The 15,975-nt window shown below is 64.4% G+C and carries 13 protein-coding genes and 1 pseudogene; 10 read left to right on the top strand and 4 right to left on the bottom strand.

The window, feature by feature from the left end; translation table 11 throughout:
• Positions 1-293: 293 nt before the first annotated feature.
• From AC0L23_RS25100 to AC0L23_RS25075, 6 genes are all read left to right on the top strand, one after another.
• Entirely contained in the window at positions 294-1,427 is a 1,134-nt protein-coding gene (locus AC0L23_RS25100; protein WP_018458083.1) for an alpha-hydroxy acid oxidase, read from the top strand.
• Positions 1,428-1,441: 14 nt separating this feature from the next.
• The gene (locus AC0L23_RS25095; RefSeq protein WP_018458084.1) at positions 1,442-2,068 is read left to right on the top strand and encodes an HAD family hydrolase; all 627 of its coding nucleotides are present in this window, start codon (positions 1,442-1,444) and stop codon (positions 2,066-2,068) included.
• A gap of 166 nt (positions 2,069-2,234) precedes the next feature.
• Positions 2,235-2,426 carry a hypothetical protein gene (locus tag AC0L23_RS25090; RefSeq protein WP_026233498.1) on the top strand — a complete coding sequence of 64 codons (192 nt, stop codon included), beginning with the start codon at positions 2,235-2,237 and terminating at the stop codon, positions 2,424-2,426.
• Between the two features lie 238 nt (positions 2,427-2,664).
• Positions 2,665-3,876 (top strand): molybdopterin molybdotransferase MoeA, encoded by a 1,212-nt coding sequence (locus AC0L23_RS25085; RefSeq protein WP_018458086.1) that lies wholly within the window; start codon positions 2,665-2,667, stop codon positions 3,874-3,876.
• Positions 3,877-4,052: 176 nt separating this feature from the next.
• Complete coding sequence (lexA, locus tag AC0L23_RS25080) at positions 4,053-4,754, top strand: transcriptional repressor LexA (RefSeq protein WP_026233499.1); 702 nt, start codon at positions 4,053-4,055, stop codon at positions 4,752-4,754.
• A 493-nt stretch (positions 4,755-5,247) separates the two neighbouring features.
• Positions 5,248-5,682 (top strand): hypothetical protein, encoded by a 435-nt coding sequence (locus AC0L23_RS25075; protein WP_018458088.1) that lies wholly within the window; start codon positions 5,248-5,250, stop codon positions 5,680-5,682.
• Positions 5,683-5,820: 138 nt separating this feature from the next.
• Here AC0L23_RS25075 and AC0L23_RS25070 read toward each other — a convergent pair whose 3' ends face one another.
• The 4 genes from AC0L23_RS25070 to AC0L23_RS25055 form a co-directional block, all read right to left on the bottom strand.
• Positions 5,821-8,100, bottom strand: a complete 2,280-nt coding sequence (locus tag AC0L23_RS25070; RefSeq protein ID WP_018458089.1) for a ComEC/Rec2 family competence protein — start codon at positions 8,098-8,100, stop codon at positions 5,821-5,823.
• A 95-nt stretch (positions 8,101-8,195) separates the two neighbouring features.
• Positions 8,196-8,429 (bottom strand): DUF2171 domain-containing protein, encoded by a 234-nt coding sequence (locus AC0L23_RS25065; RefSeq protein ID WP_007610829.1) that lies wholly within the window; start codon positions 8,427-8,429, stop codon positions 8,196-8,198.
• Between the two features lie 84 nt (positions 8,430-8,513).
• A complete protein-coding gene (locus AC0L23_RS25060; RefSeq protein ID WP_018458090.1) occupies positions 8,514-8,900 on the bottom strand; it encodes a nuclear transport factor 2 family protein in 387 nt (128 codons plus the stop codon).
• A gap of 19 nt (positions 8,901-8,919) precedes the next feature.
• Complete coding sequence (locus tag AC0L23_RS25055; RefSeq protein ID WP_018458091.1) at positions 8,920-10,596, bottom strand: glutamine--tRNA ligase/YqeY domain fusion protein; 1,677 nt, start codon at positions 10,594-10,596, stop codon at positions 8,920-8,922.
• Between the two features lie 166 nt (positions 10,597-10,762).
• Here AC0L23_RS25055 and gltX point away from each other — a divergent pair, with 166 nt between their 5' ends.
• From gltX to AC0L23_RS25035, 4 genes and pseudogenes are all read left to right on the top strand, one after another.
• Positions 10,763-12,190, top strand: a complete 1,428-nt coding sequence (gene gltX, locus AC0L23_RS25050; protein ID WP_085353254.1) for a glutamate--tRNA ligase — start codon at positions 10,763-10,765, stop codon at positions 12,188-12,190.
• 169 nt (positions 12,191-12,359) lie between these two features.
• Complete coding sequence (gene gltA, locus AC0L23_RS25045; RefSeq protein ID WP_018458093.1) at positions 12,360-13,664, top strand: citrate synthase; 1,305 nt, start codon at positions 12,360-12,362, stop codon at positions 13,662-13,664.
• A 177-nt stretch (positions 13,665-13,841) separates the two neighbouring features.
• Positions 13,842-15,020 carry an ROK family transcriptional regulator gene (locus AC0L23_RS25040; protein WP_198957573.1) on the top strand — a complete coding sequence of 393 codons (1,179 nt, stop codon included), beginning with the start codon at positions 13,842-13,844 and terminating at the stop codon, positions 15,018-15,020.
• Between the two features lie 57 nt (positions 15,021-15,077).
• Positions 15,078-15,902 (top strand): annotated as a pseudogene (locus AC0L23_RS25035) (ABC transporter substrate-binding protein); the annotation flags it as partial.
• Positions 15,903-15,975 lie beyond the last annotated feature (73 nt).

Below are 15,975 nucleotides of genomic sequence, written 5' to 3'. Positions count from 1 at the left end.
CCTTTTTGCTTCGCGGTTCGGTGGGGCTGGGAGCCGCCATGCAAATGGCGATCCAGCCTGCTTCTCACAATACCATTCTGGTTTCTTCAAGGCCGGGATGCCACGCCGGCGGGTACACCGTAAAAATCGGTTGGTCCGGACCTAAACTTTCGGCAACGTTGCAGGACCGGTTCGTGCGCAACGGGGGTCGGCCGGCCGGCCCGCGCCTCGCAGCCATGCCATTTTAGGATGGTTTTGGCGCCCCGGACGGGTTAGGCGATCAGGGAAGGCTTCAAATTCTCGGGAGGATAACAATGAACGAAGCACCCCGCATCCAACCGGAAAGGAACGTCGAGCTCGGCGCCAGCACCGAGCCGTTCCAGAATCTGCATGAATTCATCCGGAAAGCCCGCGCCAACCTCAACCAGAATGCATGGGACTATATCGTCGGCGCGGCCGAGACCGAGACCACGATGCGTCGCAACCGCATGGCGCTGGACGAGATCGCTTTCCGCCCGCGCGTGCTGCGCGATGTTCGCAAGGTTACAGGTTCGGTCGAACAGTTCGGCCGCAAGATGCGCCTGCCCGTGGTCCTCGCCCCGGTCGGCGCGCTCGAGATCTTCGATCCGGATGGTGCGGCGAGCGTGGCACGCGCCTGCGGCACTTTCGGTGCGGCGCACATGCTCAGTTCGGTGTCCGAGCCCGGCCTAGAAAAGACCGCCGAAGCTGCGTCCGACGCGCTGCGGCTCTACCAGCTCTATGTGCGCGGCGATGACGCCTTCGTCGCCGACGTCGTCAGCCGGGCCGAGAAGAACGCCTACGCCGCCTTCTGCCTGACCGTCGACACCGCCCACTACAGCCGCCGCGAACGTGACATCGCCAAGCGCTACGTTCGCGAGAGCCGCTTGCGCGCCACCGGGGGCGATTACCAGAAGGGTCTGGAGTGGCGGACGGTGAAGATGATCAAGGACAAGTTCAAGATCCCGCTGATCCTCAAGGGCATCGCGACGCCAGAGGACGCGCTGATCGCGATCGATCACGGCGTCGAATGGATCTACGTCTCCAACCATGGCGGCCGTCAGCTCGATCACGGTCGCGGCGCCATGCACGTGCTGCCCGAGATCGTCGACGCCGTGAACGGCCGCGCCAAGATCATGGTCGATGGCGGTGTCTGTCGCGGCACCGACATCGTCAAGGCGATCGCGGCGGGCGCCGACCTCGTCGGCATCGGCCGGCTGCAATGCTGGGCGCTGGCGGCGGCCGGCGAAGCCGGCGTGGCGCGCATGCTGGAACTGCTCGAGGACGAAGTGCTGCGCTGCCTCGGCCTCTTGGGTGCGACCTCGTTCGCCGAGGTCAACAAATCCTGCCTGCACCAGGCGACCGCAACCAACGCGCCGAGTGTGTTCAGCGCGTTTCCGCTGTTCGACCACGAGCCGTATCGATACTGAGTGAAAGGACGCAGGTGACATCGCTCTCTCCCGGCAGCGCGGATGCGCTCCTGTTCGATCTCGGCCGCGTCGTGCTCGATATCGATTTCTCCAAGGCGATCGCCTGCTGGGCGGGACATGCCGGCTGCAAGCCCGAAGCCATCGTCGCGCGCTATGTGCGGGACAGCGAAGCCTATCGGTTGCACGAGATGGGGAAGATCAGCGATGAGGACTATTTCGCCTCATTGCGAGCCTCGCTCGGAATCGGCATTTCGGACGCGCAATTCCTGGAAGGCTGGAACGCGATTTTCGCCGGCGAAATGCCTGACATCGCCGAGCTGCTGCCGCGCGCAGCGAAACAGATGCCGCTCTATGCTTTCTCCAACACCAACCGGCCGCACGTGGACCATTTCTCGAGGGAATATGCCGACCTCCTCGGCCATTTCCGCGAGCTGTATTTGTCGTCCAGCATCGGCCTGCGCAAACCGGATGCGGAGGCCTTCGACCACGTCGTTGCGGCGATCGGCGTGCCCGCCGGGCGCATCGTGTTCTTCGACGATCTTGCCGAAAACATCGAGGGAGCGCGCGCGCGCGGCTTGATGACGGTGCATGTGACCTCGCCGCGTGACGTCGGGAACGCATTGAAGGCATTGGGCATTTGACGACGTCCGTTGTCGCGAAACCCACGACGGCACGGCCCGACGGACCAATTTTGAAAAATTGAGGAACCGGATCACTTTGTGCATTTTTATACAGAGTTCCGGGAACGGAATACCGCCTTCCGGACTCTTAGAGTCCGTTGGGACTTCTACGGACGGATGCATCATCGTGCTGGGCAAAACCTACCTCACCAAGCAGGCCTCTCTTCTTCTTGAATTCGCGAGGACAACTTCAGATTCGGACCTTTCCGCCAAGCTTGTGAGCAAGGCCGCCGACCTGAAATCCCAAGCCGACCCGCTGCCCGACAAGGATCAGGGATCCAAGGCGCCCGACGTAACTCCCGGGCAGGCAGGGAGCTGATCGATTCAGGCCATGGCGCGTTCTCGCCTTGCCATGATTTTCGTCGCTTCCATGACCACTCTCCTGCCGATCTGTGACCTCCTTCGGATCATGCCGCGACGCGCTTGATCCTGCCTTCCGGAACAATGTGAAGGGGCGGGATGACTGTGCCTGCTCAGCCGCTTTTGCCTCTGCGCCTGCGCTCGGCTAGAAGACGTGCGGAACATTCGCCCGAACGTGCCGAGCAGGAGTTTTCGCCGTGGCCTTGATGCCGGTTTCTGACGCGCTTGCCGCGGTGCTGGCGGGTGCAGAGCCGCTGCCGGAAGAAATGATTTCCCTCGACGAGGCCTACCATCGCGTGCTCGCGCGTGACGTCGTGGCGCGGCGCACGCAGCCGCCGCAAGCGATGTCGGCGATGGACGGCTACGCGGTGCGCGCGGCCGATGCCGCGACGATCGATTCGGAGCTCACCGTCATCGGCGAAGTCGCAGCGGGCCGACCGTTCGAGGGGACGGTCGGAGCCGGCGAGGCCGTGCGGATCTTCACCGGCGGCGTCGTTCCCTTTGGCGCGGACGCCGTCGTGATCCAGGAGGACACGGTCGCCGCCGGCAAGCGCATCACGATCAAGGAAGCCGCGATCGCCGGCCGGCACATCCGCCCCGCCGGCGTCGATTTCCGCGAGGGCGACGTGCTCCTGCGCAAGGGAAGCCGTCTGACCGAGCGAGACCTCGCGCTCGCCGCCGGGATGAATCATCCGCACCTTGCCGTTGTCAGGCGTCCGAAGGTCGCGATTCTCGCCACCGGCGACGAGCTGGTGATGCCGGGCACCACGCCCGGCCACGGCCAGATCGTCTATTCCAACGGCTACGCCCTGCACGCGCTCGCCCGCAGCGAGGGCGCCGAGACCATCGACCTCGGTATTGCCGCCGACACGCTCGAGGCCACCACCGCCGGCATCCGCCGCGCCCGCGAGAGCGGCGCCGACGTCCTGATCACGACCGGCGGCGCATCGGTCGGCGACCACGATCTGGTCCAGCAGGCACTGCGGGACGAAGGCATCGCGATGGCGTTCTGGAAGATCGCGATGCGGCCAGGCAAGCCGATGATGCACGGGCGACTCGGCGCAATGGGTGTGATCGGCCTGCCGGGCAATCCCGTATCGTCCTACGTGTGCGCTTTCCTGTTCATGGTGCCGCTGATTCGCGCCCTGTCGGGCCGTTCAGTGATTCACCATCGCCGTGAACGCGCCGTGCTCGGCCGCGACGTCGGCGCCAACGACCAGCGCGAGGACTATCTGCGCGCGCATCTTGAGGAGCGTGACGATGGCACACGCGTCGTTGTTCCCGTCAATCATCAGGACTCTTCGCTGCTTGCGAATCTCGCTGCAGCACAGGTACTTCTCGTCCGCGCACCATTCGCGCCGAAGGCCGAAGCCGGCACGGCTTGCGAAGTGTTGCGGCTCCCCGTCTGAGCGCCCCCGCAACGCGCGTTCCGCGCACTTTGCTCTGTTCACGGTAAATTAAGCAGTTGCGGAACATGTATCGAACATATAGTGTCTGTTCATGATTTGTTTCGAGCATGCAGCGGCTTATGGCCGAATTCAGCGTCTCGGAATCGGACGACATCAACCGGGGGACTTTGGTCGAGATGTTAACGCGCAAACAATACGAGCTTCTGCGGTTCATCAGTGAACGTCTGAAGGAAAGCGGCGTGCCGCCCTCCTTCGACGAGATGAAGGATGCGCTCGATCTGCGCTCGAAGTCGGGCATCCATCGCCTGATCACGGCGCTCGAGGAGCGTGGCTTCATCCGACGCCTGCCCAACCGCGCCCGTGCGATTGAAGTCATCAAGCTGCCGGAGCTCCAGGCAGCCGCTGGCAGCCGCCGCGGCTTCACGCCGAGCGTCATCGAGGGCAATCTCGGCAAGGTGCGTGCGAGCGCGAGCCTGCCCGCTGACGAGGGCGAACGTCCCGTCGCGGTGCCGGTGATGGGCCGCATCGCGGCCGGCACGCCGATCGAGGCGTTGCAGACCCGCAGCCATACTATCAGCGTACCGCCTGACATGCTCGGCTCGGGCGAGCATTACGCGCTGGAAGTGCGCGGCGACTCGATGGTCGAAGCCGGCATTCTCGACGGCGACATGGCCCTGATCCAGCGCAACGAGAGCGCCGATACCGGCGACATCGTGGTGGCGCTGATCGACGACGAGGAAGCGACACTGAAGCGCTTCCGCCGTCGCGGCGCCTCGATCGCGCTCGAGCCCGCCAACGCGGCCTATGAGGTCCGCATCCTGCCGCCCAACCGGGTGAAGATTCAGGGCAAGCTGATCGGGCTTTACCGGAAGTACTGATACCGGGAGTCTTTCTATCGGCAGTACTTCATATCGGAAGCACTTCATGCCGGAGGTGCTTGGCGCCTCGCGCGCTTCCGATCGACATCGCCGGTCAGAGATTGGAGCGGATCATCGTCCGCTCCGGCTGGATAGCCTTTCTGGTTCTGCACAGACTATCCGGCCCCTCCTCCAACGCTGGCTCCTCGCCACGCCGACGAAGCAGCACCGCTTCAAGCAGCACCGCTTCGCGGCTCGGTTGTTCGAGGAAACAGCGACCAGCGGTCAAGTTCGGCCGTTGCAGCCAAGTTGGCAATGTTCGCGTACGCGCCTCCCGAATGCATCGCGGCGAGCTTTGTTCCTATTGAATTCGGGAAAGATAATGTGATCGCGGCTTGCGGAAGCCAGCCGCAGATTTGCCCACAACCAAGCAGAGCGTTCGTGCTTCCACTCTGATAGAGGCCTGCGCCTCGATAAGAGACGCGGGTTGCTATCCCAGCATGAGGAGCACCCGATGTGTGACTACAGCCTACATGCCGTCGCGTCGCGCCCCGCCGAAGTCGGCGAGACGATCGTCACGACAAGCTTCCGCGGCACCTCGACGCGCGGCTTCGCCTCTGCAGCCGATCCGTCTGTTGCCGTCTGCCTGCTGCCGGGGACGGAGCTCGCCTTCGCCGACGACGTCCGCTACGACAATCGCTGGATCTGGACGCGCACCATCAATTCCCGCGTGGGCAAGTTCGGCAAGATCGATCCGCACGTTCCCGACCGCCATCATGATGCGATCGAATTCCCCGACGGCAAATACGTGCTGGTGACGCAGCTCGTCGAAGGCCAGCGCGCGACGGTGCTGCAACTGCCGGTGACTCAGTCGGTCACCGAGCGCGAGCACAAGGCGCAGATCACCGCCGACAGGCAGCCGACCGTCACGCACCTGCCGATCGGCTGACAGAGCCGCCCTCCGGCTACGAAGTCGGAGGTCAGGATTAAATCGCCATCGCCGGCCGTGGCCGGCGAGATGGTGTGGTTTGCACCCCGCTAATCCGAACGGACGCACCGAACCACTGCGTTGCTCCGCACCATCAGATCAATCGTCGGCTTGCAGGTCGGTGTCCGCCGGCGTTGCGTCCTTGATGCGAGGCGCGGTCGACTTTGGCGCGAGGCTGCCGTCGAAATCACCCTCGCCGGCGCCGGCCGGCAACCAGGGGCGGCTCGTGCCTCTCGCCCTCACTGCCTGAACCACAAAACCGTCACCACGCTGCGTCAGCGCCAGCGCGCTCTGGCTGGCGAGCCGCTGCCGATCGACCACCATCGCCGCGCAATCAGGCGGTGCGGGACGAGTCGTCACCACCAGCGCGGCCCGACTGCAATCGTCCGCGAGAGCGTCGACGCGCAGTGCCAGCGCGACCAGCCTCCCGTCGGCCAGTGGCGTCACGCAGCCGGATTCGTCGCAGGACACGCCATCGGCAAGCGAGGCTCTGCCCGCATCGCGCGGATCGGCGTCGGCAGCGAGCCATTCCTTGAGCAGAAAGCTGTCCTTGTTCGTCCTGATCAGGTGCAGATATCCGTCCCTGCCCCGCACCGCGACGCTGGCGCCATCCCCGGCAATCAGAATGTCGGGCTGCCGCGCCGACAGTCCCCAGAGGATCGCTGCCAGCAGCACCAGGGCGCCGGACCAGCGCAGCGGCGTGCGCAACAAGCCGAGCACAATGATTCCCAGGCTCGCCGCGATCAGCGGCGCGATCCCGAACGCCGGGATGCGGCCCACCGCGCCCGGCAAGGCCGCGACCCAGCGCGAGACCGCGACCATCCACTCGATGCCAATCCCCATCAGCCACCAGAACACGCTGTCCAGCCCGAACGGCGCAGCAAGCAGCCCCAACAGCCCCGCCGGCATCACCAGCGCAGAGACCACCGGCATCGCGCCGAGATTGGCGAGCACGCCGAACGGCGTGACACGGTGGAAATGAAAGGCGGCATAGGGCGTCGTCGCAAGTCCCGCAATCAGCGAAGCCATGAACAGCATCGCAATCTCGCGCCCACCCCACATCGCAATGCGCGCAGTCGCCGAATTGTCCGGCGAGGCAAACAAATTGGGCATGCCGATCTGCACCAGTGCGACCAAGCCGAGCGTTGCCGCAAACGACATCTGAAAACTCGGATGCACCAGCGCTTCCGGCGCGACCGCCAGCACGATCAGCGCAGCCACAGCAAGCGTGCGGAAGGTGATGGCGCGGCGATCGACCATCACCGCGATCAGCACCACCGCCGTCATGAAGAACGACCTTTGCGTGGCGACCTCCGCGCCCGACAGCAGCAGGTAGAACGCAGCGGCGACCAGCGCGGCGGCGGCCGACCATTTCTTGATGGCGAAGCCGGCCGCCAATCCGGGGATCAGAGCGAGCAGCGCGCGCACCGCGAAGAACACGACGCCGGCAACGACGGCCATGTGATAACCGGAGATCGAGAGCACGTGGCCGAGGCCGGAGATGAACATCGCATCGTTGACGGGCGTGGTGATCGCATCGCGCCGCCCGGTGAGCAGCGCGGTCGCGATCGCCCGATTGTCGCCGTCGAGCGTCGCCCGGATGCGGGCATCGATCGCATCGCGCAGGCCTTGCATGAAGGCCGCGTAACGCAGCCGTAAGCCGCCGGTCTCAGGCGGCGACGCCACCGTGATGGCGCCCATCGCGAAGCCGGAGGCGCCGATGCCCTGGAAGAACATGTCACGCGAAAAGTCGTAGCTGCCGGGCCGCACCGGCGCGAGTGGCGGCATCAGCCGTGCCTTCAGCTGAACGAAGCTACCGACCTCCGGCGCGGTGCCCTTGCGGACCGACAGGCGCACGCGCTCGAGCCTGACGTCGCTGCGCTGCGCCTCCATCGCCGTGACGCGCAGCACGAAACGATCGGTACGCTCGCGGATGTCGCGAGCCTCGACGAAGCCCGACAACGACACCGAATAGAGCGCCCTTGCCAGCACCGGGTGGGCGATGCGCGCCGTCTTCCAGGTTGCGACGGCAAAGCCGGCCGCGACCGCCGCGATCATGATGGCCGGGGCGAACAGCCGGCTCCGCCGCAACAGAGCCGCGCCAAGCAGGAGCGCGATGGCGGTCGTGGCAACGACCCACAGCACCGGCTCATGATCGGCAGAGAAATAAAGCGCGATGCCGCAGCCAAACGCGACGGGCACCCACGGCAACAGCCGCCCGGCGCCCGCCTCGGCGCGCAGCCAGGCGCGGAGGGTCTCGGCCAGCGATGTCCAGAGGTCGAGGCCTGCAGGCGCGAGGCCGCCCGCGGACGCGGCGCGGCCCGCGGGCCACGTCCCCGCGATCCCCTGCGATCGTACCGACCGGCCCGGCTCCGCCATTCCCTGCACTCGATGATACGCAACGAAGCCAGAAGCTACCGGAACGTGCAGGTGGGCGGATAGCGGTACGGATCAGGAACGAAGGGGCGCGGCCGCTACTTTTCCTCTTCCATCGTCACGGCCACATCCGCCTTGGCCGACAGCCTGACCTTGTTGCCCTCGATATCGGCGACGAGGCCCTTGTCGATGAAGTGATGATGGCCCTTGTGGCTGCCCTCGCCGCTGTCCTTCTTGGTCAGCTTGATGCGATTGCCTTCGACCTTGTCGACGGTGCCGATGTGGACGCCGTCGGCGCCGATCACTTCCATATGCTCTGCGATGTTCTGCATGGTGGGTTCCTTGTTGGACCCACCCCAACGCGCGGGGAGCACGTTCGTTCTCTCACGAGAATGACGAAGCCGTGTGCCCGCTCGTCAGATCAGCGGCGCCTGCGACGAAGCATGGTGATTGACGATCTTCCACTCGCCGTCCTCGCGCATGATGACCCAGCTCATCTTGACCGAGAAATCGGGGCGTTCGCCGGCGAGATCGAACGAGATGGTCGCGGCCATATTGATCAGATCAGGACCTGCCTGCGCCGCCGTCACCTCGGAAAACACCGCGCTCGGCTTGCGCCAGCGCGGCAGGCCGTTGAAATAGTCTGCGACGCCGGCCCTGCCCCGGTAGAGCTTTGGGTTGGAGCCGAAGAAGAAGGCATTCCTCGCATAGAGCGATGAGAGCGCGGCCGCATCGAGCGTGGCGAAGCCGGCGCGCCATTTCGCGATGATGCCGGAAACGATAGCGTCGGCTTCGTTGCTCATTGTGGTCTCGCAGCTCTTTTCAGCCTTTGGCAACTTCCTTCGCGAACGTGTCGCGCAGACCGATAGTCCTGGAAAATACCGGTCTGTCGGACGTCGAGTCCTTGTCGCGCACGAAATAGCCCTGGCGCTCGAACTGCATCGGCTCGGTCGAATTGCTTTCCGCGACCGATGCCTCGACGCGGGCATTAGCGAGAATTTCCAGTGACTGCGGATTGAGGTCGGCGGCGAAGTTCGAGGCGTCCGGGCTCGGTTTGGCAAACAGCTGATTGTAGATGCGGATTTCCGCGGGCACGGATGTCGCCGCCGGCAGCCAGTGCATGGTGGCCTTGACCTTGCGGCCATCGGGCGCGTTGCCGCCCTTGGTCGCGGGATCGTAGGTGCAGCGCAGCTCCACCACCTCGCCGGCATCGTTCTTGATCACGCCGGTGCACTTGACGAAATAGGCGTAGCGCAGCCGCACCTCGTTACCCGGCGACAGACGGAAGAACTTTTTCGGCGGGTTCTCCATGAAGTCGTCCTGCTCGATATAGAGCTCACGACCGAACGTGATCTTGCGGGTGCCGGCGGAGGGATCATCCGGATGGTTGATCGCCTCGAGCTCCTCGGTCTGCCCCTCGGGATAATTCTCGATCACGACCTTGAGCGGCTTAAGCACCGCCATGCGCCGCTGCGACGTGCGGTTCAATTCCTCGCGGATGCAGAATTCCAGCATGCCGACGTCGACCACGCTATTGGCTTTCGCAACGCCGATGCGCTTGACGAATTCGCGAAGCGCGGCCGGCGGCACGCCGCGGCGGCGCATGCCCGCCATGGTGGGCATGCGCGGGTCGTCCCAGCCCGCGACATGGCCCTCGCGGACGAGCTGGGTCAGCACACGCTTGGACAGCAGCGTGTAGGTCAGGTTCAGACGCGCGAATTCGTACTGGTGCGGCTTCGAGGGCACCGGCAGCTTCTCGATGAACCAGTCGTAGAGCGGCCGATGGTCCTCGAACTCCAGCGTGCAGATCGAGTGCGTGATGCCTTCGATGGCATCCGACTGGCCGTGGGCATAGTCGTAGCTTGGATAGATGCTCCACTTGGTCCCGGTGCGCGGATGGTGCGCATGCAGGATGCGGTACAGCACGGGGTCGCGCAGATTGATGTTGCCCGCACCCATGTCGATCTTGGCCCGCAGCACGCGCGCGCCGTTCGGGAATTCGCCCGCCTTCATGCGACGGAACAGGTCGAGGTTTTCATCCACGGTGCGATCGCGGAACGGCGAGTTCTTGCCGGGCTCGGTCAGCGTGCCGCGCGCGAGACGAATCTGCTCCTGGGTCTGGTCATCGACATAGGCGAGCCCGTCGCGGATCAGCTGCTCCGCCCATTCGTAGAGGCGGTCGAAATAGTCCGAAGCGAAGAACAGGTTCTTGCCCCAGTCGAAGCCGAGCCAGCGCACGTCGGCCTGGATGGAATCGATATATTCCTGCTCTTCCTTGACCGGATTGGTGTCGTCGAAGCGCAGATGGCAACGGCCCGGAAACTCTTGGGCGATGCCGAAATTGAGCGCGATCGACTTGGCGTGGCCGATATGGAGATAACCGTTCGGCTCCGGCGGGAACCGGGTCACGATCTCCTTGTATTTGGCCTGCTCGAGGTCGGCCTGGATGATGTCACGAATGAAATCGCGCCCAACCTCGTTCGCCACCGGTTCTGTCATTACGAAAATCCTGTAGGGAAATCAGCGGCCCTTCTGCCAAATTCCCTTGGCTGAGCCAAGGGCTTAAGCAAGGTCTCAAGCAACCCCTGGCGGTCCGCTGCCGGGCTTTAGTTATGCTCCGGTCCTGTTATATACCACCGCCTCCAATGCATAGGCCCTGCCAAGAATGACCTCTCCCGTCGTCACCCGTTTCGCTCCTTCGCCGACCGGCTTCCTCCATATCGGGGGCGCGCGCACGGCGCTGTTCAACTGGCTCTATGCGAAGAAGCACGGCGGCAAGATGCTGCTCCGGATCGAGGACACCGACCGGGAGCGCTCCACCGAGGCCGCGATCGGCGCCATCCTCGACGGCCTGAAATGGCTGGAGCTCGGCTGGGATGGCGACGTCATCTACCAGTTCAGCCGCGCCGCCCGCCACCGCGAGGTCGCCGAGCAGCTGCTCGCCGACGGCAAGGCCTATCGCTGCTACGCCACCGCCGAGGAGCTCACCGCGATGCGCGAGAAGGCGCGCGCAGAGGGGCGCACGCGCCTCTATGACGGCCTGTGGCGCGACCGCGATCCGGCGACGGCCCCGACCGACGTAAAGCCCACCATCCGGCTCCGTGCGCCCCAGACCGGCGAGACCGTGATCGAGGACCAGGTCCAGGGCCGCGTGGTCTGGCAGAACGAGAATCTGGATGACCTCGTCCTGCTGCGCGGCGATGGCAACCCGACCTACATGCTCGCTGTCGTGGTCGACGACCACGACATGGGCGTCACCCACGTCATCCGCGGCGACGACCATTTGATCAACGCGGCCCGCCAAAAGCAGATCTACGACGCGATGGGCTGGACGCTGCCGAGCATGTCCCACATCCCCCTGATCCATGGCCCGGACGGCTCAAAGCTCTCCAAGAGGCACGGCGCGCTTGGCGTCGATGCCTACCGCGCCATGGGGTACCTCCCGTCCGCGCTCCGCAACTATCTCGTCCGGCTCGGCTGGAGCCATGGCGACCAGGAAATCTTCTCGACGGAGGAGATGATCGCGGCGTTCGATCTTGCCAGCGTCGGCCGCGCAGCAGCGCGCTTCGATTTTGCCAAGCTGGAAAACCTCAACGGCCACTACATCCGCAATGCCGACGATCAATCACTCGTGAAGATGTTCGAGGACGTGCTCGACCACGTCGTGCCCAGCCGCGACGAGCTTAAGGCCAAGTTAAACGACACCACGCGCGCGCAGCTCCTGAAGGCCATGCCGGCCCTGAAGGAGCGCGCCAAGACGCTGATCGAGCTGATCGACAGCGCCTATTTCATTTTCGCGGACCGGCCGCTGGAGCTTGACCCGAAGGCGGCGGCGCTGCTGACGCCTGAGAACCGCAAGCTGATCGGCCAGCTTCATTCCGCGCTGGAGAAAGTCGAGACGTGGAGCGCGGCCAATGCGGAAGCCGCGCTGCGCGCCTTTGCCGAGGAAAATAGTCTCAAGCTCGGCGCGGTCGCCCAGCCGCTGCGGGCCGCGCTGACCGGTCGGACGACGTCGCCCGGCATATTCGAGGTTTTGGACGTCCTGGGACGCCAGGAAAGCCAGGGCCGGCTTAAGGATCAGGCTAAGGACTAGCTGAGGGCCAGCCTACGACGTAAGTCGACCATGCGTGGCGCCATCTTGCAGCGCACACAGCAATAATATACCCATCTCACCCGTACCTTCTGGAACATCCGGCCTGCCCCGCGATATCTCATCGGGGCCTCCGGGTCCGGCCCGTTTCACCATACATCGGGGACCTCTGATGGACGCCAAACCAAGCAATAAGACCGCCACACTGACGGTCGGAAACAAGAATTTCGATCTTCCGATCCACAGCGGCAGCGTCGGGCCCGACGTCATCGATATCGGCAAGCTCTACGGCCAGTCCGGCCTGTTCACCTACGATCCGGGCTTTACCTCGACCGCGAGCTGCCAGTCCAAGATCACCTATATCGACGGTGACGCGGGCGTGCTGGAATACCGCGGCTATCCGATCGAACAGCTCGCCGAGAATGGCGACTTCCTCGAGACCTGCTATCTGCTGCTGTTCGGGGAGCTTCCGACCGCCGCGCAGAAGAAGGATTTCGACGACCGCGTGATCCATCACACGATGGTGCACGAGCAGATGGCCCGCTTCTTCCAGGGCTTCCGCCGCGACGCCCATCCGATGGCGATCATGGTAGCGGCTGTCGGCGCGCTCGCCGCGTTCTATCACGACTCAACCGACATCAACGATCCGAAGCAGCGCATGATCGCCTCCATGCGCATGATCGCCAAGATCCCGACGCTGGCTGCGATGGCCTACAAATACACGGTCGGCCAGCCCTTCGTGTATCCGAAAAACTCGCTGAAGTTCGCCGAGAACTTCCTGCACATGTGCTTTGCCGTGCCGTGCGAGGACTACAAGATCAACCCGGTGCTGGCTGACGCGCTGGACAAGATCTTCATCCTGCACGCCGACCACGAGCAGAACGCCTCGACCTCGACCGTGCGTATCGCCGGCTCCTCCGGCGCCAACCCGTTCGCCTGCATCGCGGCCGGCATCGCCTGCCTGTGGGGCCCGGCCCATGGCGGCGCCAACGAAGCAGCGCTCGCGATGCTCGCCGAGATCGGCTCGGTCGACAAGATCCCCGAGTTCATCGCCAAGGTGAAGGACAAGAACTCTGAAGTCCGCCTGATGGGCTTCGGTCACCGCGTCTACAAGAACTACGATCCGCGCGCCAAGATCATGCAGAAGATGTGTCACGCCGTGCTCAAGGAGACCGGCCATGGCGACGATCCGATGCTGAAGGTGGCGCTCGAGCTCGAGAAGATCGCGCTCAGCGACCAGTACTTCATCGACCGCAAGCTCTACCCGAACGTCGACTTCTATTCGGGCATCACGCTGAAGGCGATGGGCTTCCCGGTCTCGATGTTCACCGTGCTGTTCGCGGTCGCCCGCACCGTCGGCTGGATCAGCCAGTGGAGCGAGATGATCGAGGATCCGCAGCAGAAGATCGGCCGTCCGCGCCAGCTCTACACCGGCGTCACCCGCCGCGACTACGTTGCGATCAACAACCGGAAGTAAGATCGAGCCCATCACGGCTTTCGAAGCGGCGCCATCTCCGGATGGCGCCGTTTTGTTTTGCACGGACACAACCCTGCTGCCGTGCACAACAACAAGTCGGCGCAATATCTCGGCCGACGCTTGACGTCGCAACGCTTCGCGCGCAAATTCTTACTCTAAGTAAGAATGACGACAGGGATGGAAATGCCGGAGCAGCCGAGAAGTCGGCGGCAGACGCGCGCTGCCATTTTGACTCACCTGCTTCAGTCAGGCGGGTCTTTTCGCCCGCCGCTGGCCAAGGCCGTGCGCCTGTCGGAAGCGAGCCTGTCGCGCATCCTGTTCGATCTGAAGGCCGAAGGCCTGATCGAGGAAGTGCGGCGCCCTGCCCCTTATGTCGGTGGCCCCACGGGTCTCGTGTCGCTCGATAAGGCGGTGGCGCTCGCGGCGTTCGAGCTGACCACTCAGCGGCTCAGCGTCGGGGTCGGGGGCCTGTCGGGCGAACTGCACTACACCGGGCATGTGCCGCTGCCGAAGACGCCGACCGTCGCGACGGTCGGCCGGGCGTTTCGCGAAGCGATGACATTGCTGCGCGAGTGGACGCGGCGTCGACGTATCCCCCTCGCACAGATCGGCGTCTCGATTCCGGGTCTCGGCCGGCTGGGCGCGTCAGGCAATCCGATCATTCCCTGCGATGTCGGGCGGATCAGCGAGATGTTCGGCGAGACACTTCCCGGCGTGCGGGTCGAGTTCACCAATTCGGTCGTCGCGCACGCCATCTTTCACCGTTGCCGCACGGAGCATTATCCATTCAGCGGCGCGCATCTCTTCGTCTTCGTCGGTCAGGGCGTCGCGGGCACCTGGATGGATGACGCGGTCGAGGACGATGTCCTCCAGCCGGTCGAGCTCGGCCACATGGTGTTCGGAGCCGACGGACCAATTTGCCGCTGCGGTCATCATGGCTGCGTCGAGGCTTATACGTCGCTTCCCGCTTTGGCCGAGCTTCTTGGCGTCGCGGAAGCCGAGTTGCTTGAGCTCGGCAGCGAGTGGGTGACCGCGATGCCGCTCTCGTCGCGCGTGCGGCAGGAATTGCGCCGGCGGCTGTTCCGGCTTGGCCTTGCGATCGGCAATACGCTGAACGTGAAGCCATGCAAGGGCGTCGCGATCAGCGGCTGGCCGTCGCTCCTCACCGAGGACGATCGCAACGCGCTCGTCGAGGGGATCGACGCCAGCCTGTTGGGCGGCCGCAAACACGCGCAAGTGTCGCTCGCTTTCGTGCCGCCGTCGAACGGCAACGATCCGCGGGCGGCGCTGGCATTCGCGTCTTTCTGCCTCGCTTGCCGCGGCGGCATGCCGGCCGCATCGGCCGAGGCCGCCTGACGTACCTGATGCCGCGCGGCTCTCGCGCGAAAGAGTTCACACCGGGAGGAAATTGCCATGCCGATCACGACAACAAGGCGCCAACTGCTCGCCGGATCTGCGGCCGCGCTCGCGCTGCCGGCATTCGCCCGCGCGCAAGGCGCGATCAAGCCGCGTCTGACTGCGATCTCGCAATGGTCCGCAGGTAGCGATGGGGCGGCCATCACGGCACTCGGCAAGAAATTCGAGGAGAAAGGCGGGGTTTGGCAGCACTCGCCCGTCCCCGGCTTCACCACCGAGATGATGAACAAGCTGCGTGCCCAGATCATGGCCGGCGATCCGCCGGCCTGCTCGCAGCTCAAAGGTCCCGAGATCGCGGCCTGGTCCAAGATTGCCCCAACCGTCGATCTCGATGCCGTCGTCGCTGCCGCCGGCTACGAAAAGGTTGTCGCTCCGGATCTTGCAAAATTGCACAAGCCGGGGGGCAAGTGGATTGCACTGCCGTTGCAGATCTACAGCACCAACATGCTGTTTCTCTCCAAACGCGCGATGGACAAGGCCAAGGCCGACAAGGTCCCCGTCACATGGGCTGAGTTCAACGACCTCGCCGAGAAGATGAAAGCAGGCGGCGTCCCCTATCCCATCGCCAACGGTGGCACCCGCCCGGACGACGGCCAGAAATTCGAGGCCGCTTTGGCGGGCATCAGCCCCACCGCTTACCGCGCAGCCATCATGAATCTCGACAAGAAGGCCCTGGAGGGCCCCGAGATAAAGGCTGCCTTCGTACAGGTGCGCAAGATTGCCGACTGGATGGACCCCAACGTCGGCGCCCAGCACTTTTCGACCAACTTGAAGCGCTTTGTCGACGGCGACATGGGGATGATGATCATGGGCGGGTGGGCGCCCTAATGCCCCGGCAGCTTCTCGAATGTCGCCATGCCCGCGGGGATCGCGTGGAAGTCCTGCTTGTCGCAGG

The organism is Bradyrhizobium sp. MI1.4, from assembly GCF_055811315.1.
The sequence above is the reverse complement of the archived record's forward strand: the minus strand, read 5'-3'. Positions and strand labels throughout refer to the sequence as shown.